This is a genomic window from Thermotoga sp. SG1 (genome assembly GCF_002865985.1).
GTDB lineage: Bacteria > Thermotogota > Thermotogae > Thermotogales > Thermotogaceae > Thermotoga.
Genome location: NZ_LNDD01000004.1, coordinates 313761 through 335955, shown reverse-complemented (window position 1 = coordinate 335955; position 22195 = coordinate 313761). Strand labels below are relative to the sequence as shown.

Below are 22195 nucleotides of genomic sequence, written 5' to 3'. Positions count from 1 at the left end.
GGATTATAGCAAAAGCATGTTATAATTTGTCACAAGAAGTGTTCCGTGTTTGTTCTCATCAGAATCTAACAGTTTTCTTTGGCTTTTAACAGGATGATATAAAAGTATCTGGATATTGACATCCTATTTCATCAAGGTGTATAATATAATGCGTGAAAATCTATATTTAACAAATTTTAATCTAGGGAGGTGGATTTTATGAGAAAGCGAGCAGGTTTTACGTTGATCGAGCTTTTGATCGTTATGGCTATCATTGCAGCCTTGATGGCTGTGTTGATTCCAACGGCAACGGGTGCGATGAGAAAGGCAAGGGCTACAAGGATCGCGGTGCAGTTGAGAAACGTGGAGCAGGGAGTAGAGCAGTATCTGTTAGCAACGTTGCCAGCAACAATTGATTCTAACTTCCGGGACAATCTAAAAAATAATCTGAAAGACAACGGTTTTGTTGACGCAAGTATTTTGGATGATCCGAACTTGGAAACACTGACAGTAGAAGCTTCTGGTACTACAAAAATCAAAATTCAAATTGAGTATGATGCAAAGGATGCCAACGTAGCAAGTTTAGCTAGAGATACTCTTGCACAAACTTATGGTTTAGGAGAATCAGATGGATCTCCGGAAGGAGCTTATGTTAGTGATACTACCGTTGGTATAGTCAAATCTATCGACGCCTTCTGGTGGTAATATTTCCTCCCAAAAAACCAAAAGCCCCCGCCCGGGGGCTTCATATTTTTTTGAGTGCCTGATCGAGGTCCTCCACAAGTTTCTCGGGATTTCCAATACCAACGTGTATCCTGATGAGGTTCACGTCCTCTTTCGGGCAGTCACCGTACGCTACTCTTGGAACAACGAGGTTTTCATGACTTCCCCAGCTCACCGCCATCTTGAAGACTTTCAGGCTTTCGACGAACTCTTTTACCTTCTCCACATTGTCTGTCTTCAACCTGAAACTCATCAAGCCTGAACCGCCATTCATCTGAGAAGATGCCAGTTCGTACTGATCCGACCTTGGGTTCATTGGATAGTTCACCTCTAAGATCTTGGGATGATCGAACAAGAAATCAGACACCACGAGTGCGTTTTCGTAATGTTTTCTCATGCGAAGCTCGAGAGTTCTAAGGCCTCTCAGTATGAGCCACGATTCTATTGGAGAAAGAACGGGCCCCAAATTCTTGTACTCGTCTTTGAAGATCTCGAACATATCTTCTTTGTCTCCCGCTATCACACCCGCCATCACGTCTCCGTGACCCGAGATGTACTTCGTTGCTGAGTGAACGACCACGTCCACTCCCAGAAGTTTTGGCTTTTGGAAAATGGGAGACGCCCAGGTATTGTCTATGATGGTCTTTATCCCAAGATCTCTTGCGACTTTTGTTACTTTTCTGATGTCGATTACTCTCATTCTCATGCTCGTCGGGCTTTCAAGGTAGATGAGCTTTGTTTTCTCTGTGATCGCCTCAAGGACTCTGTCTGCATCGGAGGGAACGAAACTTACCTGGATGTCGAACTTCCTGGAAAGATATCTGAAGAACCTCTTCGCCCAGGAATACGCTTCATCGACACACACAACGTGATCTCCAGATTTCAGAAAGTGAAGAATGGAAAGGGAGATGGCACTCATACCGGAAGAGACAAGGCGAGCATCTTCACACCTTTCCAGAATGGCAAGTTTCCTCTCAACCAGCCTCGTTGTTGGATTGCTTCCCCTGTTGTATACGTACTCGTAGTCTCCGTTTCTGAGGGCTTTTGACATCTCATCGAAACTGTCGAAGTAGAAATTGGTTGTCTCAAAGATGGGAAATGACAGTGCTTTAAAAGGAACGTCTTCTTCTCCATACGAGAACAAAATATCGTCTATGTTCATGAGAAAGCCTCCTACTGAAATTGTGTACCGAGCTATATTTTAACTCATGTTCAGACCGTTTCAAAGACCCGCTTTCTGTTTCCCCAGTCTCTTCCGGGTTTTCTTCCAAGGTGTTCTATCATCTTCATAACACAGGGGATGCAGGCGGTGTCTCTTTCGAAGACACAGATCTTTCCGGGGTAGAGCTGGTAGAGCTGTCTGTAAGGTGAAGGGGTCCAGTTCGGCATGATGACGTTTGCTCCACATCTGAGTGTGATTTCTCTTCCACCTGGAACGATCGTTCCCATCGCGGTGGTCGCCGGAATGTTTGAATCTGGAAGAAGGATCCTTGTGAGTGCCACCATCTTCAACGTGAGGGTGAAATCTCCCTTCTTTTCGTTTGCAAGAGGTGTGTCGGGGTGTGGTATGAAGGGGCCTATACCTACCATGTCGAAATCGTGTTCTTTCAGAAACAAAAGGTCGTCCACAAGATCTTCGATCGTCTGGCCTGGAAGACCCACCATTGAACCTGCTCCCGTCTCGTAGCCGAGTTCTTTCAGAGTGAGAAGACATTTCACCCTGTTCTCAAAAGACGTATCTGGTCTCAATCTTTTGTGAAGGATCGGATTTGCCGTTTCGTGTCTCAGAAGGTATCTGTCCGCTCCCGCTTCCTTCCACTTTTCGTAATACTTTCTTGGCCACTCTCCAAGACTCAGTGTGACGGCAACTCCCATCTTCTTTATCTCTCTCACCACATCGGAAATCACATCCGGCATGTAGTAAGGGTCCTCTCCAGACTGAAGAACGATCGTTTTCGCACCGAATTGAACGGCGAGTTTTGCCCTCTCGACGATCTCTTCTGGTGTCATGCGGTACCTCTTCAAGTTCTTGTTGTCCCTTCTAAGACCACAGTAAAGACAGTTCTTTCTGCACACGTTGGAAAACTCGATGATCGCTCTGATGTGAACCTCGTCACCGACATATTTTCTCCTCACCGCGTCTGCGAGTTTGAAGAGTTCTTCGTTGAACTCTTTATCGTTTTTGGAGAGGGCCTCTCTCAAGACGTCCCTTGTAAACTCTCTTCTTTCAAGTTTTTCCAGAATCTCCCGTCCTGTCATGACTTTATCACTCCAATCTTTCCAGAATCCTTTTCAACAAGGGAACTACTTCATCCTTTTTCTCTTCAGGGAAATCTTCTGCGAAGACACCAAACCTTCCATTTTCAACGAGAAGTTCCGCAGGGAGAAACTTTTCCTTTCCCGCTTTCAGGTCTTTATAGAAGGACCATCTTCTTCCGATCCGCTCAGATATCCAGATTTTGCAGTCGTATTTTTCCGCTATCTCTTCCAGGATCTTTTTAAAATCTGACATCCCTTTCACCGCGCTTTATCTTTTCGAGTCCTTCTCTCACCTTTTCTCTGATCTTCGGGTTCATCTTCTGGAGTTCTTTTTCGATAACTTCTTCGCCGATTTTTCTTGTTTCTTCTGTTGCGTAGTCACAGAGATACTCTTGAAGTGTGAAGAGGGCGTTCGGTGTACAGAAATTTTTGACAAAACCGGGAATGGCAAATTCCATGAAGTGTTCCCCTGTTCTTCCTGCTCTGTAACACGCTGTGCAGAAAGATGGGACGAATCCCTCTTTCAGGAGACTCTTCATCACATGATCGAGTGGTCTTGGATCTTCGAGTGTGAACTGTCTTTTTCTGTCTTCATCGTCTTCTCTGTGAGAGTACGCTCCGATTCCTATTCTAGATCCGGCGTCTATCTGTGAAACACCGAGTTTTATCACTTCGTCTCTGAGTTTTGCGGGCTCTCTTGCTGTGAGGATCATTCCCGTGTATGGAACAGACAGTCTTATGATGGCAACGAGTTTCTTGAAGTCTTCGTCACTTACAGCGTGCTCCGGTTTTTGTGAGTAAGGAGTATTTATAGCGGGCTTTATTCTCGGGAAGGAAATGGTGTGTGGTCCCACTCCAAATCTTTCTTCCAGGTGAATTGTATGGTAAAGAAGTCCCATCACTTCAAATTTCCAGTCGTAAAGACCAAAGAGGGCTCCTATTCCAACGTCGTCGATACCGGCCATCATCGCTCTGTCAAGACCATAAAGTCTCCAGTTGTAGTTCGACTTGGGACCTCTGGGATGGAGTTTCAGATACGTTTTCTTGTGGTAGGTCTCCTGGAAGATCTGGAAAGTACCTATTCCAACGGACTTTATGATCTTGTAGCCTTCGATCGTCTGGGGGGCGGCGTTGACGTTCACTCTTCTGATCTCACCGCTTCCGTGTTTGGTGTTGTAGACGATGTCGATCGTTTTTGCGATGAACTCTGGAGAGTACTTCGGATGCTCTCCGTAGACCACTATGAGCCTTTTGTGGCCCTGAGAAACGAGGGCTTTGACTTCTTCCCTCAGTTGTTCTTCTGTGAGAGTTTTTCTTTCCACCAACTTGTTGGAGACTCTAAAGCCACAGTACACACAGTCGTTGACACAATCGTTTCCTATGTAGAGTGGTGCAAAGAGAACGATCCTGTTTCCGTAGATTTTTTCTTTCAGAGTACGGGCCGCTTCGAATATTTCCTCCAGAAGCTCCGGATCTTCCACGTTCAAAAGGGTGGCGGTTTCTTCGGGATCGAGTCTGTTCTTGTCCAGAGATTTCTGTATGATCTCCCTCACCCTTGCTGGATCCGGGTTTTTCGTCTTCTCAAGTAGTTCGAATATCTTCTCTTCCGGTATGAAAGATTTGCTTTCCACGCGCTCTCTTGTGAACACGTACATGCACATCACCTCTTTAAGGGAACTGTTTTCACACGAACCCCGGGAATTTGACCGAGCTTTCCGGAGAGGGCTCCCACCGTATCGTTGTCTGTCTTCAAAACGAGGAATATGATCGCCATGTTCTCTTCCTTGACGGGATATCCAACCCTGAGGAGAATGTCTTCTGCGAAGTTGTGAAGAAGTTCGTTTACCTGTCTGTAGGCCCTTTCCCTGTCCTCCACAACGATTGTGAGTATGTAAAATCTCTTCTCCAAAATGAAAACCCCCTCTCCGTATACCGGGAGAGGGGTGTACTTTCATCTATCCCCTCCCCCGGTGTCAGGATTTTTCCCTCCACCTCAGGAGGTTTGTGATTTTTCTCACTTTCTGTTTATATTATACCACCTCATATCAACCTCTTCAACATTTCAAGCACCTGCATCCAGAGTCGAAAACAGTTGACACGAGCAATTATGAATGATACAATACCACAAACACAATAGATAAATATCTAAAAAATCTATAGATTTACTAGATAATTATCGGTGGAGGTGAGCTTTGTGATGCGAAAGCATATCATATGGCATGAAGGAAAAGTAAAGAAAGAAGATAGGGAGAAACTTCTTGGGCAAAAGGGTGTTGTTATATGGCTCACAGGTCTTTCTGGGGCAGGGAAGTCCACCATTGCGCATGAACTGGAGTGGAGATTACTTGAAATGGGGAAACTTGCCTATGTTTTAGATGGTGACAACATCAGACACGGGTTGAACAGTGATCTTGGATTCTCACCGGAAGATAGAAAAGAGAATATAAGGAGAATAAGCGAAGTTGCAAAGCTTTTTGCTGACGCTGGTATCATCACGATCACTGCTTTCATCTCTCCCTACAAGGAGGACAGGAAAAGAGCTAGATCTCTTCTGGCAGAAGGAGAGTTCATAGAGGTCTATGTGAAATGCCCTCTCGAGGTGCTTATAAAAAGGGATCCAAAGGGTTTGTATAAAAAAGCTTTGGCTGGAGAAATAAAGGAGTTCACCGGTATCTCCGCACCTTACGAAGAACCAGAAGACCCTGAAATCATCCTGGAAACTGACAAAGAAACTGTGGAAGAGTCCGTCGAAAAAATCCTGAATTATCTGAAAGAAAGAGGGGTGATCTAGGTTATGAGGGAAATAAAAAAGAGAATAATTAAAATCTTGTACAGGAAAATCTTTAGACCTAAGAGAAGCAGAGATATAGTTCGTATGCTTTTAAAGACCGAAGAAAATTCCCCTACTCGAGAAGAAAGAGAATTCATCATAAAAAGATTGAAGGACTTTGGATATCTGGATTAAATGCTATGAAAAGGGTCCTTATACTAGTAACGTCGTTCGTCATACTATTGATTCCTTTCGTGTTCGAACCACCATCGGGTTTGTCTCAGGAGGGATTCAAAACCCTCTCGGTGTTCATTGTGGGTGTGTTGTGGTGGGCTTCACAAATTGTGCCTATAATGATAACCAGTATATTTATGATCACACTATTTGCAACCTTGGGTCTCGCAGACTCAGAGGAAATTTACTCGTTATTCGGAAGCACACCTGTTTTCTTTCTTCTGGGATCCTTCATTCTAAGTTCTGCTCTGAAAAAGACTGGAATTACGCAAGATATCGCTCTGTGGTTCATAAGGACATTTGGGAAGAATTCAAAGAAAATTTCAGTGAGCTTTGCATTGGCTTCTTATTTCCTGTCTTTATGGACAGTTAGCCACGGTGTTGTGGCCATATTGGTACCTATTGCTATAGAATTGATGAACTGCATTGATAGCGAGGATAACAAAAAACTCATGAAATCAGTACTTTTCTCTATTTTGTGGGGTGCAACGTTAGGAGGAAGTACCACACCACTCGGAGGGGCTCGTTCACCTCTCGTAATGGCGATCGTTGAATCATTTTATAACAAAGAAATTTCGTTCCTGAAATGGATAGCACTGTCATTTCCTATCACTGTGTCGATCTTGGTGGTATCGATCCTCGTGATAATAAAAACAACACCTCAGGTAAATATAAAAGTAACTTTTCAAGGAGGAAAGGCCACAGATCCGAAGGAAAAGTTCACAGTGGCTGTTATTACTCTAACAACAGTATTTTTATGGATATTCGCTGGAGATAAGTTGGGAATTGCCAACATAGCACTGGGGACAGTAGTTTTACTTTTTTTGACGAATGTCATTACGTGGACCGATGTAGAGAGGAACGTAAACTGGGGGATTATCTTAATGTACGGAGGGGCAATAGTTTTGGGAAAGATGATGAACGAAACAGGCGTTTCGCAATGGATTGTGAACATAACAGGTATAGGATCATTACCCAGTTTTTTTGAAATAGTGACTATAATTGGAGTAGGTATTGTTTTGACGGAAATCATGAGCAATTCGGCTGCTTCATTGATTCTAGCGCAGCTAGCTCTTCCTTTATTAGGGAAAAATCATTTATCACCGGAAGCCATGGCTGTTCTGATATCCATGATAACAGGTTTCGCTTATATCCTTCCAACAGGGTCACCAAGTGTATCTATTTTATTTTCTACCGGGCAGGTGGAATTCCGCGATTTTCTGATTTATGGAGGATTTATGACTATCATGTCGTGTGCCATTCTCTTGGTGTTCGTAGGGTTCTGGATGTTTGCTCAGGGGTGAAAAGAAATGACTATCGTGCTACTGGATTTTGACTTGAACATAGAGGATTTTTTGCAAAAGATATGTTCTGAAGCGAAAGTGTTGTTCGTGATTGATGAAAATTTGATAAAGATATACGCTGAATACGTGGGGGAGAGTGGGTGGTTGGGGGAGATGGTAATAGAAGAACTTTTCCAAGCGATTAGAAAAAAGTTGGAAGAAGATAGAATGTGCTTGATGAAGAGATTAGAAAAACTGAGAGAACGATGTGGGTACACAATGAAGAAAAAGAATGGACATCTAAGAGAAATTTTAGAGAATATTCTGAGAGAGGGTTCCGAGATCATCAGAGTTGTTCTAAAAAAAGAAGGATTGATGCACTTTATAGCAAAGCCCGTTCTGCAATCTCTTAAGAAAAGACATAGAAGAATAGAGATCGTTGAATTGTAAATGGGAGGTGTTTTCTGTGATTGCACCGCACGGAGGAAAACTGGTGAACAGGATTGTAGAGGGCGAAGAGAAAAAGGATTGGGAAGCCAGGGCAAGAGAGATGAAGAAGATAACCGTATCCTACTGGGATCTGTCGGAGCTGGAGAACATAGCAACAGGCTTGTTCAGTCCACTGGAAGGCTTCATGACGAAAGAGGATTACGACTTCGTTCTCGATGATATGAGACTCTCAAGCGGAGTGATCTGGACCATACCCATCGTGCTTTCAGTTTCAAAAGAAGAAGCAGGAGAGATAAAGATAGGAGACTGGGTTGCGATCCATGGAGAAGATGGGAAGCTGTATGCTGTGATGCAGGTGGAGGACAAGTTTGAGAGGAGAAAGAAAGAGGAGGCGAAGAAAGTCTACAAAACAGAGGAAGATGCACACCCTGGTGTTGCGTTTTTATACTCCCAGGGTGATGTGTGTCTTGGGGGGAAGATCTGGCTTGTCAGAAGGATAGAGCACAGAGATTTTCTCGAGTACAGATTCGATCCCAAAGACACAAGAAGGATCTTTCAGGAAAAGGGATGGAAAACAGTTGTGGCGTTTCAGACGAGAAATCCCATACACAGAGCACACGAGTACCTTCAGAAGGTGGCGCTGGAGATAGTGGACGGGCTCTTCATAAACCCCCTTGTTGGGAAGACCAAGAAGGGAGACATTCCGGCAGAGGTGAGAATGAAGACATACGAGGTGATCATAGAGAACTACTATCCGAAAGAAAGAGTTTTTCTGGGAGTTTTTCCTGTGAACATGAGGTACGCTGGTCCCAGGGAGGCAGTGTTTCATGCGATATGCAGGAAGAACTACGGCTGCACACACTTCATAGTGGGAAGGGATCATGCGGGTGTTGGAAATTACTATGGAACCTATGAAGCTCAGGAGATATTCGATCAGTTCAAACCGGAGGAGATAGGGATCGTTCCGTTGAAATTCGAGCACGCTTTTTACTGTAAGAAATGTGGTGGGATGGCCACAAAGAAAACATGCCCACACGGCGATGAGGACCACGTGTTCTTGAGTGGAACGAAGGTAAGGGAGATGCTCTCAAATGGTATCATGCCACCACCAGAGTTTATAAGACCGGAAGTGGCAAGAATTCTGATGGAATATTATAGAAAAATAGAATAACCGGGGAGTTCCCCCGGTTATTTTTTTAGTGTTGGTAACTTCAGAATGTGTATGGTAACGCCGACAGCTATTAATAAAAGAAGAAACTTTACCAGTACCAGTGGGATTATTGTAAAGGCTGATAGCAGGATGAACCCCCACAATGTAGCGATCGCTACAATTTTTGTTTTTAAAGGGATCCCGCGCTTTTCTAGATAATTTTTAATATAATTCCCGAAGAGTTTGTTATTCACCAGCCATTCGTAGAATTTCCTGGATCCCCTGGCGTAACATATTGCTGCAAGCAAAAGAAAGGGAGTGGTAGGTACGAGGGGAAGAAATATCCCAACTGTTCCTAGAATGACAAATAGGGTACCAAGAAAAATCATCAGCAGTTTAAGTATTTTTTCTTCTTTCAACAAAATTCATCACCTCTTCTTTGAACACCTGCAGTGCCTCTTCTTCTGTTAGAAATTTCTCTCCTTCCACTCCAAGACGGGTCTTGTCTATGTTCAGGTCTCTTCCACCGCGGTATACCATAAAACCATAACGCTTTGCAGCGATAGCGTCTGTTGGACAAATTCTCATACACTCGCCACAATTTTTGCATTTCTCTCGATCTATTACTGCTTTGCCGTTTGTCAAGGTAATCGCTTTGACTTTACAGTTTAAAACACACAGGTTACATCCATTGCATTTTTCGGGTATCACCTCGACTTCTACAACTCCCGTGAAACCGAGATTACTCAGAGGTGAAAGGGCACAATTGTTGGGACAACCGGAAGCGGATATTTTGAAAACCCCGGGAGTTTCTAATTTCATTTCTTTTATTACTTTATCTATTTTTTTAAGCAAACTTTGGGTGTTTGCATTACTGTGCAAGCAATCTTTTCCAAAACACGTTATCATATTGTCAAAGCCTTTCTTCTGGATAACACCGATATTCAATATCTCCAGACCGACGAATTTTAGTTCGGTTAAGATCCTATCCACATCTTTCTCGTCGACATATGGTATCTCCGGTGTCCCTCTAACTCCTATGTGTATGAACCCCCGACCGTATTTCCGGGCTATTTCTGCTAGTTTTCTAGCCTGATTCGAGGTTATTTCCCCGCACAGAGCTTTGACTCTCACGACAGTTTTTTTCTCTTTTTCGTTTATCTTTGTTTCACATTTTCCAAACTCTATCGACGGTTTCCTTTTGAGATCCCTTGTCAAAGCCTTTTTTACTTCATCCAGTCCTAGCACTTCAAGAACATCAGCTGCTCTCTCTTCTTTATGGAAACGTTCTCTCAACAATTCGACGTAATTTTCAAGCAACACAACACATTCCTCTTCTGAAAGATTTTCCGCAATTTTAACTCCAATGTTGGGTTTTAATCCTAATCTTCCTCCAAAGTAAACATCGTACTTTCCCGAATCAACTCCCACAAAACCAACATCTCCCAAAGCCCGGGGAATAGTACATCCTTTTTCACAACCTGCAACTACTATTTTCATTTTATGCCTTAAGTCCCTTATGTAGAAAAACCTGTCTAACTTTTCTCCGAGAGACATGGGATTTGTTTTGGCATATGGGCACAAATTGTTACTGTAACATACCTTCACGCTTCTTATTCTCGAGCCACAAGCTTCGAACTCAGCTTTTACCTGCTCCAGTTCCTTTCTGACTTTGGGAATATCAGAACCTTTCACGTGAGGAATGATTGGAATCTGGTTGGTGGTCAGGAGAAAATATCCTTTACCATACTTTTCTGAGATATCAGCCAGTTTTTCCAATTGTGAGGATGTTATGTTATTGCACATTATTTTGACCCAAACAGAGAAATTGTTTTCTCCTCTTAGCGGAACCACTCCCCCTCTAATAAGCTCTTTAAAATTTACGTCGAATTTCATATTAGTTCACCTCCTTAATTATCAATTCCACCTCAAAAATCTCACCATTTAAAATTCTGAAAGCCTTAACTCGAGGAACTTGAGGGTGTTTTAAGGAAACTATGATGTAGACCGCTTCTGGATAATACGCCATTTCAACGTCTTTTTTTGAAGGAAAGGGATCTGATAGAGGATGCGAATGATATATACCTAGAAAACACAGTTGTTGTTTTCGCATTTGTTTGAAGACATTGAACTGCTCCTTTGGATCCATTAAATAATTTCTTGCTGGATCTTCAGCGATATTACTCATTCTAAAAACTTGCAAGACTTCGTATTGATCGTTTTTGATTGTTCCGGCTAGTAGTCCACAGGCTTCAAATGGAAACGTTTCAAAACAGTGGTCTATAATCTCTTTGTATTCGGATTTTCTCAGTATCAAAGTGCTCATTTTTCACCGTCCTCTCCGATCACAACTTTCTGCCAGCCATTGATGGAAAAATCTATTTTCTTGACTTCATGAATCCCACATTCTCTTTTCTCTGGAGTTTCCCACCACCATCTTCCACTTCTTGGATCTTCTCCCTCTTTTACCGCTCTTGTACATGGTTCACAACCAATGCTTGGGTACCCTTTGTCATGAAGGGAGTTGTACGGAACATCGTTTTCTCTCAGATAATCCCAAACCATTTTCTCAGTCCAGTAAGCAAGAGGATTGATTTTTAAAATGGTTTTCTTTTTACCATCTATTTCTCTTTCTTCTAACTCAAAATTTTTTGTATCCTTTCTTGTTACAGACTGACCCCTCCTGAGACCGCTCAGCCATGCGCTGACGTTTTTCAAAATCCTGTTTAAAGGTTCCAGTTTTCTGACTTTACAGCACAATTTCCTCAGTTCGATACTTTTATAGAAAAGATTGGGACCATATTTGTTTACAATTTCTTCGACGAGTTTGTTGTTTGGAAAAACAATATTAATCTTTATTTTATACTTTTCGTTGGCACGTTCTATTAATTCGTAGGTTTCTTCCGGCAAGCGACCTGTATCTATAGTAAAGATTTTGGGTGTATATCCAAATTTGTTGCACAACTTAACATACATATCCATAATAACCATTCCTTCCGCACCCATTCCTGTTATCTGAACTAGATTTTCTCCAAAAGTTTTTAGAGACCATTCTATGATTTCCTGAGGAGATTTTCCCTCCAGTTCCACAGGAATTCTCATGGTTATCCACCTCCGCAGAATTCTTCATAATCAATGAGTGAAGTGATGGTGGGGTTTTCCCCGCAAACCGGGCAATTATTGTTCTTTGCGATCTTTACTGTTCTGAATTCGTTTTTTAACCCGGAGAAAACGAGAAATTTATTTGTGAGAAGTTCCCCAGAATCGGTCAAATACTTGATGATTTCCAATGCCTGAATAGATCCAATAACACCGCATGTAGCTCCGATTATTCCAGCTTCACGGCAGGAGGGAACCAACCCTGGTTTTGGAGGTTCTTTAAAGACACAGCGATAACAGGCACTTTCCCCGGGAATGATGGTAGTCACCTGACCGTCGAATCTGAGAACAGCCCCGTGAGAAAGCGGTTTTTTGAGAAGAACACACGCATCATTGACCAAATATCTCGTTGGAAAATTATCAGAGCAATCAGCAACCATATCGTAGTCTTTTATTATATCCAGGGCATTTTCAGAGGTGATTTTTCCTTCGTAAGGAACTATCTTCACGTCTGGATTCAATTTCTCCACCTTCTTCTTGATCACAGATACTTTTTTCTTTCCTAAATCTGTTGTGTCGTAAATCACCTGCCGTTGCAAATTCGAAATGTCGATCCTATCATGATCGATCACTCCAATCTGACCGACACCAGCAGCGGCAAGATAAAGAATCACAGGCACTCCAAGCCCTCCGCATCCCACAACCAGCACTTTAGATTTCAGCAATCTCCTCTGGCCAGCGGTTCCTATTTCTGGAACGAGGATATTTCGGGTGTATCTTTCTATCTGAAGATCCAGAAATTTCAATTCTCATCCCCTCCTGCTATTGCAGGCATTATCAGGATTTTGTCTCCGTCTTTCAACTTTGTGTCTAACCCTTCAAGAAAACGGATGTCTTCATCGTTCACGAAGATGTTTATAAACGGATTCAGATCACCCTTTTCATCGTAAATAATGGATTTTACTCCATGAATTCTCTCCTCCAATTTTTCTATGAGTTCCCTAATATCCGTAGCTTCCAATTCAATCTCCTGTTCACCTTTCGATCTCAGAAAGTGGGGAATTTTAACCTTCACCATGTTCTGAGCACCTCCTCAAAGCTTTCCAATTTCGCATCGATAACTTTCGCATTTTCCAGCTGTTCTGATACCACTTCTTGAGTCTTCAAACCATTTCCCGTAATGGCCAGAACCACTTCTTCATCCTCAGAAATCACGCCTTTTTCGATGAGTTTTTTAGCGACCGCGACCACAACTCCTCCGGCTGTTTCTGTGAAAATCCCCTCAGTCTCAGCCAGAAGTTTTATTCCTTCAATTATCTCTTCATCAGATACACTTTCTCCCTTACCATTGCTCTCTCGAACAGACCTGACTGCGTAGATCCCATCTGCCGGGTTACCTATCGCTATTGACTTGGCAATGGTATTAGGTTTGACAGGTCTGACCCGATCTGTACCGTCTCTTAAGGCGTTAACTACTGGCGAGCACCCTTCAGGCTGAGCTGCAAAGAGCCTAGTTTTTATCTCGTCTATGAGTCCGACTTCCTTCAATTCCTTTAAACCTTTCCAGATCTTTGTTATAAGAGAGGCACCTCCAACTGGTACCACGATATTTTGTGGGGCGCGCCATCCTAATTGTTCAACAACTTCAAATATAAAAGTCTTTGAACCTTCGGAATAGAAAGGCCTCAAGTTTATGTTCACAAAGGCCCAGTTGTATTTCAGAGCTATCTCGGTACAGAGTCTGTTCACGTCATCGTACGAACCTTTTACCTTTACTAATCTTGGTTTGTATACAGATGTTCCCACTATTTTGCCAAGTTCCAAATCTTCTGGAATGAAAATATAGCTTTGAAGTGATGCTTGAGAAGCAAACGCTGCTACTGAATTGGCCAGATTGCCCGTGGAAGCACAGGCAACCACATTAAAACCAAATTCCAGAGCCTTGGATACAGCCACCGCTACTAACCTGTCTTTGAAAGATAACGTGGGGAAGTTTACTCCATCGTACTTTATGTACAATTCCCTGACGCCAAGTGTCTTAGCCAGATTATCAGCTTTTACCAGAGGGGTAAATCCTGTGAAAAGCCCTAATTCTGGTTCTTTATCAACAGGAAGAAGTTCCCTGTATCTCCATATGTTTTGGCTTCTTTTTTCTATCGCTTTTTTATCGACCTTTATCCTGTCGTAATGGTATACAACATCCAGCGGCCCGAAACACTTTTCACAGAAGAAGATGGGGGAGACTTGGTACAACGCACCGCACTCCCTGCACTTTAATCCCTTGACATTGTTCAAATTTTCACCCCTCCTTTTTCGGGGAATTTTTTCTCACGAACAACCTGTAGTAATCTCCTAGATTTTCCACTCGAAGTATTTCGTGCCCTTCATCTTTCAAACTTCTGGGCACATTTCTTAATGGTTCTCCTTCATCCAGTAGTATTTCTAAGATGTCTCCATCTTCCATCTCTTCAAGAGTCACCTGTGCTTTTACAAAATTGACGGGACATCTAACACCTCTCAAATCAAGCGTTCGAGTTGGAGAAAATTTTTCCATGTTTATCCCTCCTCAGATCCGAAAAAATTGATCCATACTCAAGTATCTTTCACCTGTATCCGGGAAAATAACTACAACCCTCTTTCCTTTTCCAAGTCTTTTAGCAACCTCCAAAGCAGCATAGCATGCGGCACCAGCCGATATACCAACGAAAATTCCTTCTTCCCTACACAATCTTTTTGATGTAGCATAAGCTTCTTCATCAGAAACTTGTATAACTTCGTCTATAACGCTTAAATTCAAAATCTCAGGTATAAATCCAGCTCCTATTCCTTGTATTCTGTGTGGGCCAGGTTTGCCTCCGGACAGAACGGGAGAACTCTTCGGTTCTACAGCCACCACTAGAATATTCCTGTTGTGTTTCTTCAGGATTTCTCCGACACCAGTTATTGTTCCTCCCGTTCCCACTCCGGCTACGAAGGCATCCAATTCTCCATCAGTTGCTTCCAATATTTCTTTCGCAGTTGTTCTTCTGTGGATTTCGGGATTAGCAGGATTCTGAAACTGCATTGGCATAAAAGCTCCTAACTTTTCCGCTATTTCTTTTGCTTTTTCTATAGCTCCTCTCATTCCTTCAAGCGCCGGGGTAAGAACCACCTCCGCTCCGAAGGATTCCAAAATTTTTATGCGTTCAATGCTCATGGATTCAGGCATTGTGAGGATACATCTGTAGCCTTTCACAGCACAAACCATTGCCAATCCGATACCCGTATTACCAGAAGTAGGTTCTACTACGACCCCGCCTTCTTTTAGAAGGCCCTTTCTTTCCGCTTCCTCAATCATTGAAAGTGCAATTCTATCTTTCACTGACCCTCCGGGGTTGAAAGACTCCAGTTTAGCCAGGATTTCGGCGCTATCTTTATCAACCATCCTGTTCAACCTCACGACAGGTGTTCTACCAATTAACTCCAGGACGTTCTGAGCTATTTTCATAGTTCTGTACCTCCACCCATGTAATAAAGAAATTCTATTTCATCACCTTCTTTTAAGACCACGTCCTTTAATTCGGCTTTTTCCAATATCTTGCCGTTGAGCTCTACAACTACAGCTTCGATTCTTATGTTTTTTTCTTTCAGAAGATCCAGTAATCGCATATTATCTTCCACTTCTTCAAGCTTTCCATTCACCTTGATTCGCATTTCAAACACCTCCAGAACTAAATGTTGTAAATTATGTTATTGATCTTCGTAACTTGATTTTTGATAAGGTCATCCAAAGTTATAGAGGATAAAGTTTTTTTGATATTATGTGAGAGCTCTTCAAAAACATCTCTGACTGCGCAGGAACTTGCTCGGTGACAAATACCGGGATTTGTTACACAATCTGCAACAGAGAGATCTCTTTCCAGGGCCTGAAGAACTTCATAAATAGTGATGTTTTTTGGATTCTTATTTAACAAATATCCACCCTTTCTACCTTTTATGCTTTTAACAAAGCCTGCTTTGACGAGTTCATTCATAATTTGTCCCAGGTATTTGTAAGGAATGTCTTCTCTTTCCGAAATATCACTCAAAAGGACAGGTTCATTTCTTTTTCCATAAAAGGCTAGGTTCAAGATAGCTCTTAATCCATATCTTCCTTTTGTTGAAATCTTCATATTCTTACCTCCAAATGTCTAGTTTATCAATAGAATTTTTAGATTTTATTGTTTGTGGTAATTTTACCATCAGAGAATTATGTTGTCAATAGTATCGGGAATCTGTTCTAGAAACATAGTAATGGTGTGATAGCCTTCGAAATAACCCATCTCTGACCAGAAACAAAAGCAAAAAATTATCGCCCAGTTGTAAAGTATCATCTTCGCCCAGATGCTTTTCACCGCCATCTCATAACTCTTCGCTCTCTCAATACCTCCATACGCGTTCTTTATCTTACCTATCACTTGCTCCACCACATACCTGTTCCTATAACTATCCCTGTATCTCTCATACATATCCTTCGCCTTCTTCCTAACCTCATCCTTCACCCTCGTACGCAGTGTGTCTCTAACTGGAATTATCGCTTCTTCCGCCATCTCAAAGAACTCCTCCAATACCTCCCTGCTCATCCCATACAATGCTTCCGCCAACCTTATCTCACTCCCTCTCTTGTAGTTCAGCTCCCCTTTGCCCCCATATCCAAACCCTGTGCCATCTAAAACTATAAATTCAAGCTCTTCGTCTTCATTTACTTTCAGCTTCTCGAGCACTTTCTCAAATATCTTCTCAAGGAGCTTCTCATCCAGTTTGGAGAACCTGTAATGAAGTGTTGATACGGAAGGAGATTTCATCTTTAGGGTATGCTGGATATGGTAGACAGTGTCTCTGAATGAGAGATTCATCATGGTCTTTATGAAGGACACGAGGAGTATGAAACTGTCGGAGTAGACTTTTGGTCTTCCGCGCTTTCTCTTTCCATCCTGAGGGGTTAATTCATTCTCTATGAGCTTTATGAGCTTTTGAATTGTATCTGGAGTTAATCTTTTCAGCTTCATGATCGAGGCTTCACTTTGGGGTAGTTTTGGGAGATTTTACCCATGTGCGGGAGGATCTTGAACATATTCATAGTATCGGAAAGGAAAGGTGGGTAGTGGAATCTGTTCAAAACTTTGAAGTGTTTCTCTTTGTTGCTTTTGGGAAATTCCGGATACAGTCCTGGCTGTTCACTAATTAAAACAGAGTAAAATGTTCTTTTCATTTTCGTTCAGGAAATTGACACTCATTTCCGGTAAGGTGATACTAAATTTTGAAAAGTATGGATCGTGCAGAAGTGCGCTGGTTGTAAATCAACCTTTCGTATCAGGAGGGGTGAATTATGTCGAAGATTCTGGCCAGAGTGAGTGAAAAAGATATAACTTCAGCCATCGTGGATACGTTCTATTCTATGTTGAAAGAACATACCGAGTCTGATGTAATAATCGTTGGAGCAGGGCCAAGTGGTCTTATGGCAGCAAGAGAACTGGCAAGAGCAGGAAAGAAGGTATTAGTCATAGAAAGAAACAACTACCTAGGTGGAGGATTCTGGATAGGAGGATTCCTTATGAACAAAGTCACGGTGAGAGCACCTGCTCAGGAGATTTTAGATGAAATAGGAGTACCTTATGAAAAGTACAAAGAAGGGCTTTACGTTGCTGACGGTCCCCACGCTTGTTCAAAGCTCATTGCAAGTGCATGTGATGCGGGAGTAAAATTCCTTAATATGACTAACTTTGATGATGTGGTAATAAAGGATAATAAAGTGGCAGGAGTTGTCATAAATTGGACTCCTATTCAGTCTTTGCCAAGACAGATAACCTGCGTTGATCCAATAGCCTTGGAGTCTGGCTTTGTGATTGATGCCACTGGGCATGATGCTTTTGTGGCTAAGAAATTGGAGGAGAAAGGGCTGTTACAAACAAGAGGACACGGATCTATGTGGGTTGAGGAGAGTGAAGATGCTGTTATAAATCACACTGGTGAAATTTTCCCGGGATTGATTGTTACAGGAATGGCGGTTTCCACTGTCTTCGGTCTTCCAAGGATGGGTCCAACGTTCGGTGGTATGCTCTTGAGTGGTAAAAGAGCAGCACAAGTAATATTGGAGAAGTTTAAGGAGGAAGAAAGCGAACGATGAGAATATATTTTGAGCCTCCCCTGGAGGCTCCTTCTTTTTTTGAAAAGATAAAGAAAATTTTCAAATTCTCAGTATCTGTTGGAAAGTATCAGTTCAAGAATCCTGCTTTGCTGGCAAAAATAAGGGTCAGAAATCCACACGAAAGGAAATTTTACGATCCTTTTCCAATAGAGATAGAAAATGAAATTAAGAATCGTGTAGAAGGAGTAATCTATGACGGTATCGAATTATTGAAGGAATTCGTGAAAGATGTTAACCCCACAACACCAAATGTTTTGATAACAAACAGGTTAATAGCAACATTTGGTGAGGATAGTAGATATCACCTTCGAATGATTGTAATGGGGCCAGCGGCCGTTATCTCCTTCAAAGGAATTTTCTATGCACCTGCGAAAGATGTTGGATACTACCTGAAGTATTCTCTCGGCTTCGAAGAAAAGGTTGATATGGACGTTGAAAAAGTCTTGAAAATGCTGCTTCTTCAATTTTATGCATTTTATGAGTACGGGGAAATTTTTTGTAAGGATGAGTTTTGTTTTCTACATAATTGCCATACTGTCTGTGAACTTGAAAGAGTGAAGGGCCTGTGTCATGAACATCTGGAGCTCCTGCGAAGAGACATTGAATTCGAAAACTTATGACTACACAACCTTTTTGTCCATTCTGGAAAAACTATACCCTTCTTGAAGACCTTCCCTGAACGTGGAAACAATCAAAAGCTGCCGCAGAGTGCTTAACACTTCTTAACAAATCGTATGAAATCTCATAAAGAAAACCCGGAAATTAATAAGCGGTAGAATTCCAGCGTGGGAGGTGTTCTCCATGAAAAAGTTCCTTGTGATGTTTCTTCTCGCTGTTTCGGTCTTCCTTGTGGCAGAAACACTCGTCATCAAGGGCTCCAACACGGTCTTTCCCATCGCACAGTTGTGGATCGAGGAGTTCAAGAAGGTCCATCCCGATGTTCAAGTGACACTCGAAGGTGCGGGATCTTCCACGGGGATAGCCGCCCTCTTCAACGGAACAACAGACATCGCCAACTCCAGCAGATGGCTCAAACCTGAAGAGATCGAACGAATGAACAAGGAAGGAAAGTACTTCATACCGTTTCTCATTGGATTCGACGGGATAGCCATCATCGTGAACAAGGACCTTGGAATCGATGACATCTCCATAGAGACACTGAAGAAGATCTACACCGGTGAGATCCAGTACTGGTCTCAGGTGAACCCGAATCTACCGAGAAAAAGGATCGTCGTCTACTCCAGAAACACCGCCTCTGGAACCTACGAGACCTTCGAAAGCAAAGTCCTCGGTGGTGCAAGGATGGCACCTTACGTGAGAATGGTCGAGAGCACCCAGATCGAGATAGAAAACGTGGCACGAAATCCGTACGCCATCGCCTACGTCGGTGTGGGATACGTCACTGACGACGTGAAGGTTCTGAAGGTGAACGGCATCTACCCGACGAAGGAAAACATCCTGAAGGGAAAGTATCCGATAGCAAGACCGCTCTTCATGTTCGTCGATGCGACAAATGGGTTTCCTGAGATGGGGAGTCTCGTTTTCGAATTCATCATGTTTGCGTTCTCAAAGAAAGGGCAGGAACTGGTAGAAAAAGCTGGTTACGTGGCTGCTTACGGTCAGTGAGGAGGGGTTCACTCTGAACAGAGAGGTAGCGAATTTCTTCAGAAAATCTGTGATATTCGTCTTTTCCATCAGCGGAATCCTCGCTCTTTTTCTTCTTGTGTTCTTTCTTGTGAAAGAGGCATGGCCCGCCCTCGTGAAAGTCGGGGGCGAGCTTTTCACGAGTGTCTACTGGTACCCAACGGCGGATCCACCAGAGTACGGAATGCTCGCTATGATCGCGGGAACGCTTCTTTTGACGGCGTTCTCTTCTGCTATCCTTCTTCCCCTCGGTTATCTGGTGGCGTTCTTTCTCCACACGTATGCTAGAGATCTCGAAAAGAGCCTCGTAAGGACCACGGTGGAGTTCCTCGCAGGAACTCCTTCTGTGATCATAGGGCTTTTTGTTCTGTTCTACGTCGCACCCATTCTGCTGCACTTTGACGTCTGGTCCACAGAGAACTTCCTTCTGGCCGCCATTGGTCTTGTTCTCACAGCACTTCCCTACTCGGTTTCACTCTCACTGGAGGCACTCGACTCTGTTGATATAGCCCTCGAAGAAAGCGCACTCGCTCTTGGTGCTACTCGTTTCATCACAACCCTCAGAGTGACTACAAGAGCAGCTCTTTCCGGAATTCTCAACGCCTTTGTTCTCACCATAAACAGGGTAGTTGGAGAAACGATGATCGTTCTCATGGTGGGAGGAGGAGCTGCCATAATTCCACGTTCACTCTTCGATCCCGTAAAACCCTTGACGGCGGCGATCGCAAGTGAAATCGGTGAGGTTGCCGTCGGGAGTATGCATTATCACGTACTCTTTGCGGCAGGTTTCATCCTTCTCGTACTCTCTCTTGTTCTGACGGGACTTTCCAGATACATATCGAGGAGGCAGACAGGATGAAGAAGGACCTGATCATCTCTTACGTGTTTCGAGCAGTCAGTTACATGGTCTTTGCCGCTGTTTTGTTTCTTTTCGTTTCCATTGTCGCGGGAGGAGTGAAGTATTTCTCTCCTTCCTTCTTTCTGGACTATCCAAGAAGCGGTATGACCGAAGGAGGCATCTTCCCTGCCATCCTTGGAAGTTTCTATCTCATGGTTTTGACTTTCCTGATCTCGATCCCTCTTGGTGTTTTCACCGGGGTGTTCCTTTCCGAATACGGAGAAAACGTTGTTGCAAGGTGGATAGATATTTCTTTGACTGCTCTGAGTGGAATTCCTTCGGTGGTCTACGGACTTTTTGGACTCGCTTTCTTTTGTGTGGCCCTTCAGTTTGGAACGTCCATGATCGCCGCGGCACTGACTCTTTCGCTCATGACGCTTCCTGTTATCGCATCTTCGACGAAGGAAACCATGAAGGCTATACCCGTTGAGATAAGAGAAGCCGCTCTGGCCCTCGGGGCAAAGAAAGAGGAGGTCATCTTCAAAGTACTCCTTCCAGCAGCGAAGAGAGGTATCATCACGGCCGTTCTCGTTGGGGGTGGAAGAGCCCTGGGAGAAACCGCTCCCGTTCTGCTCACGGGTGCGGTGTTCTACTCAACGGAACTTCCAAAGGGACTTTTCTCACCTGTCATGACTCTTCCAACTCACATCTACTACATCTCGGCAGCGTACGGCGAATCCGCTCAGTGGATGGCAAAGGGAACGGCGGCTTTTCTGATGATAATAGTTGCTTTGATATACGGTGCAGCTTTCTTTCTGAGGAGGAGAGAGAATGGAACCCATCATTGAAATCGAAAACTTCAGCGCTTACTACGGTGATAAAGTGGCCGTCAAGAACGTGACGATGAAGATCTTCAAAAATCAAATAACCGCCATAATAGGACCATCCGGGTGTGGAAAGACCACACTCCTCAGGAGTATAAACAGAATGAACGATCATTTGCCTGGTTTCAAAGTGGAGGGAAAGATATTCTTCAAGGGACAGGACATATACGATCCAAAGCTCGATGTGACAGAATACAGAAAAAAAGTGGGAATGGTGTTTCAAAAACCCACTCCCTTTCCTATGTCGATCTACGACAACGTGGCGTTCGGACCGAGGATCCATGGGATGAAAAACAAGCACGCACTCGACAGAATTGTTGAAGAATCTTTGAAGAAGGCGGCACTCTGGGATGAAGTAAAATCAGAGTTGAACAAGCCCGGAACGAAACTTTCTGGTGGCCAGCAGCAAAGGCTCTGTATAGCGAGGGCACTCGCTGTGGAACCAGAGGTGATACTACTCGACGAGCCAACATCGGCCCTCGATCCGATAGCGACTCAGAGGATCGAAAAGCTTCTGGAGGAGCTCTCTGAAAACTACACGATCGTGATCGTCACTCACAACATAGGACAGGCAATAAGAATCGCCGATTACATAGCTTTCATGTACCGGGGTGAGCTTATAGAATACGGTCCCACAAGGGAGATCGTAGAAAGACCGAAGAGCAAACTCACCGAAGAGTATCTGACCGGAAAAATAGGATGATGGAGGCGAAAAG

General features: G+C 43.3%; 28 protein-coding genes. 11 read left to right on the top strand and 17 right to left on the bottom strand.

Annotated features, from left to right (window positions below):
* The first annotated feature begins 198 nt into the window (after positions 1-198).
* Positions 199-684, top strand: coding sequence for a type II secretion system protein (locus AS006_RS07100; protein ID WP_101513647.1), 486 nt, complete (start codon positions 199-201; stop codon positions 682-684).
* 40 nt (positions 685-724) lie between these two features.
* On the opposite strand, the gene AS006_RS07095 is transcribed toward AS006_RS07100, so the two are convergent.
* Genes AS006_RS07095 through AS006_RS07075 form a run of 5 tightly spaced genes read right to left on the bottom strand, consistent with a single transcriptional unit; the run spans position 725 to position 4870 of the window.
* The gene (locus AS006_RS07095) at positions 725-1864 is read right to left on the bottom strand and encodes an aminotransferase class I/II-fold pyridoxal phosphate-dependent enzyme (protein WP_101513646.1); all 1140 of its coding nucleotides are present in this window, start codon (positions 1862-1864) and stop codon (positions 725-727) included.
* Positions 1865-1914: 50 nt separating this feature from the next.
* Entirely contained in the window at positions 1915-2961 is a 1047-nt protein-coding gene (hydE, locus tag AS006_RS07090) for a [FeFe] hydrogenase H-cluster radical SAM maturase HydE (protein WP_101513645.1), read from the bottom strand.
* Positions 2962-2968: 7 nt separating this feature from the next.
* On the bottom strand, positions 2969-3214 hold the full coding sequence (locus AS006_RS07085) for a hypothetical protein (protein WP_101513644.1): 246 nt from the start codon (positions 3212-3214) through the stop codon (positions 2969-2971).
* Positions 3201-4616, bottom strand: a complete 1416-nt coding sequence (gene hydG, locus AS006_RS07080) for a [FeFe] hydrogenase H-cluster radical SAM maturase HydG (protein ID WP_199167475.1) — start codon at positions 4614-4616, stop codon at positions 3201-3203. Before hydG ends, AS006_RS07085 begins: the two co-directional genes overlap by 14 nt.
* Positions 4617-4621: 5 nt before the next feature.
* Positions 4622-4870, bottom strand: a complete 249-nt coding sequence (locus AS006_RS07075; RefSeq protein ID WP_101513642.1) for a TM1266 family iron-only hydrogenase system putative regulator — start codon at positions 4868-4870, stop codon at positions 4622-4624.
* A gap of 288 nt (positions 4871-5158) precedes the next feature.
* Between AS006_RS07075 and cysC the strand changes: the two genes are divergently transcribed.
* The 4 genes from cysC to sat all read left to right on the top strand — a co-directional run bounded on the left by cysC (position 5159) and on the right by sat (position 8869).
* A complete protein-coding gene (gene cysC / locus AS006_RS07070; RefSeq protein WP_101513753.1) occupies positions 5159-5752 on the top strand; it encodes an adenylyl-sulfate kinase in 594 nt (197 codons plus the stop codon).
* Between the two features lie 179 nt (positions 5753-5931).
* Positions 5932-7269 (top strand): SLC13 family permease, encoded by a 1338-nt coding sequence (locus tag AS006_RS07065; RefSeq protein WP_101513641.1) that lies wholly within the window; start codon positions 5932-5934, stop codon positions 7267-7269.
* A gap of 6 nt (positions 7270-7275) precedes the next feature.
* Complete coding sequence (locus AS006_RS07060) at positions 7276-7698, top strand: hypothetical protein (protein ID WP_101513640.1); 423 nt, start codon at positions 7276-7278, stop codon at positions 7696-7698.
* 16 nt (positions 7699-7714) lie between these two features.
* Positions 7715-8869 carry a sulfate adenylyltransferase gene (sat, locus tag AS006_RS07055; RefSeq protein ID WP_101513639.1) on the top strand — a complete coding sequence of 385 codons (1155 nt, stop codon included), beginning with the start codon at positions 7715-7717 and terminating at the stop codon, positions 8867-8869.
* A gap of 17 nt (positions 8870-8886) precedes the next feature.
* On the opposite strand, the gene AS006_RS07050 is transcribed toward sat, so the two are convergent.
* From AS006_RS07050 to AS006_RS06995, 12 genes are all read right to left on the bottom strand, one after another.
* Entirely contained in the window at positions 8887-9270 is a 384-nt protein-coding gene (locus tag AS006_RS07050) for a YbaN family protein (RefSeq protein WP_199167473.1), read from the bottom strand.
* Positions 9245-10744 (bottom strand): 4Fe-4S binding protein, encoded by a 1500-nt coding sequence (locus AS006_RS07045; protein WP_101513638.1) that lies wholly within the window; start codon positions 10742-10744, stop codon positions 9245-9247. Before AS006_RS07045 ends, AS006_RS07050 begins: the two co-directional genes overlap by 26 nt.
* A gap of 1 nt (position 10745) precedes the next feature.
* Positions 10746-11174 (bottom strand): M67 family metallopeptidase, encoded by a 429-nt coding sequence (locus tag AS006_RS07040; protein ID WP_101513637.1) that lies wholly within the window; start codon positions 11172-11174, stop codon positions 10746-10748.
* On the bottom strand, positions 11171-11950 hold the full coding sequence (locus tag AS006_RS07035) for a phosphoadenylyl-sulfate reductase (protein WP_101513636.1): 780 nt from the start codon (positions 11948-11950) through the stop codon (positions 11171-11173). The genes AS006_RS07040 and AS006_RS07035 overlap by 4 nt, the downstream gene beginning before the upstream one ends.
* 2 nt (positions 11951-11952) lie before the next feature.
* Positions 11953-12753 carry a molybdopterin-synthase adenylyltransferase MoeB gene (locus AS006_RS07030; RefSeq protein ID WP_101513635.1) on the bottom strand — a complete coding sequence of 267 codons (801 nt, stop codon included), beginning with the start codon at positions 12751-12753 and terminating at the stop codon, positions 11953-11955.
* Positions 12750-13025, bottom strand: a complete 276-nt coding sequence (locus AS006_RS07025; RefSeq protein ID WP_101513634.1) for a MoaD family protein — start codon at positions 13023-13025, stop codon at positions 12750-12752. The genes AS006_RS07030 and AS006_RS07025 overlap by 4 nt, the downstream gene beginning before the upstream one ends.
* Positions 13019-14242 (bottom strand): threonine synthase, encoded by a 1224-nt coding sequence (gene thrC, locus AS006_RS07020; protein ID WP_101513633.1) that lies wholly within the window; start codon positions 14240-14242, stop codon positions 13019-13021. Before thrC ends, AS006_RS07025 begins: the two co-directional genes overlap by 7 nt.
* Before the next feature lie 4 nt (positions 14243-14246).
* A complete protein-coding gene (locus AS006_RS07015) occupies positions 14247-14501 on the bottom strand; it encodes a sulfurtransferase TusA family protein (protein ID WP_101513632.1) in 255 nt (84 codons plus the stop codon).
* A 12-nt stretch (positions 14502-14513) separates the two neighbouring features.
* Positions 14514-15434: a cysteine synthase A gene (cysK, locus tag AS006_RS07010; protein ID WP_101513631.1), complete on the bottom strand. Its 921-nt coding sequence runs from the start codon at positions 15432-15434 to the stop codon at positions 14514-14516.
* Positions 15431-15640 carry a sulfur carrier protein ThiS gene (thiS, locus tag AS006_RS07005; protein WP_101513630.1) on the bottom strand — a complete coding sequence of 70 codons (210 nt, stop codon included), beginning with the start codon at positions 15638-15640 and terminating at the stop codon, positions 15431-15433. The genes cysK and thiS overlap by 4 nt, the downstream gene beginning before the upstream one ends.
* 17 nt (positions 15641-15657) lie before the next feature.
* Positions 15658-16098, bottom strand: a complete 441-nt coding sequence (locus AS006_RS07000; RefSeq protein WP_101513629.1) for an Rrf2 family transcriptional regulator — start codon at positions 16096-16098, stop codon at positions 15658-15660.
* A 69-nt stretch (positions 16099-16167) separates the two neighbouring features.
* Positions 16168-16974, bottom strand: a complete 807-nt coding sequence (locus AS006_RS06995; RefSeq protein WP_101513628.1) for a transposase — start codon at positions 16972-16974, stop codon at positions 16168-16170.
* A 320-nt stretch (positions 16975-17294) separates the two neighbouring features.
* Between AS006_RS06995 and AS006_RS06990 the strand changes: the two genes are divergently transcribed.
* The 6 genes from AS006_RS06990 (at position 17295) to pstB (ending at position 22182) form a co-directional block, all read left to right on the top strand.
* Entirely contained in the window at positions 17295-18092 is a 798-nt protein-coding gene (locus AS006_RS06990) for a sulfide-dependent adenosine diphosphate thiazole synthase (RefSeq protein WP_199167471.1), read from the top strand.
* Positions 18089-18733, top strand: coding sequence for a DUF6775 family putative metallopeptidase (locus AS006_RS06985; RefSeq protein ID WP_101513626.1), 645 nt, complete (start codon positions 18089-18091; stop codon positions 18731-18733). Before AS006_RS06990 ends, AS006_RS06985 begins: the two co-directional genes overlap by 4 nt.
* A 181-nt stretch (positions 18734-18914) precedes the next feature.
* Positions 18915-19739, top strand: coding sequence for a phosphate ABC transporter substrate-binding protein PstS (locus AS006_RS06980; RefSeq protein ID WP_101513625.1), 825 nt, complete (start codon positions 18915-18917; stop codon positions 19737-19739).
* A gap of 49 nt (positions 19740-19788) precedes the next feature.
* Complete coding sequence (locus AS006_RS06975) at positions 19789-20616, top strand: PstC family ABC transporter permease (RefSeq protein WP_101513624.1); 828 nt, start codon at positions 19789-19791, stop codon at positions 20614-20616.
* Positions 20613-21443, top strand: a complete 831-nt coding sequence (pstA, locus tag AS006_RS06970; RefSeq protein ID WP_101513623.1) for a phosphate ABC transporter permease PstA — start codon at positions 20613-20615, stop codon at positions 21441-21443. The genes AS006_RS06975 and pstA overlap by 4 nt, the downstream gene beginning before the upstream one ends.
* Positions 21427-22182 (top strand): phosphate ABC transporter ATP-binding protein PstB, encoded by a 756-nt coding sequence (pstB, locus tag AS006_RS06965; protein WP_101513622.1) that lies wholly within the window; start codon positions 21427-21429, stop codon positions 22180-22182. Before pstA ends, pstB begins: the two co-directional genes overlap by 17 nt.
* The last annotated feature ends 13 nt before the right edge of the window (positions 22183-22195 follow it).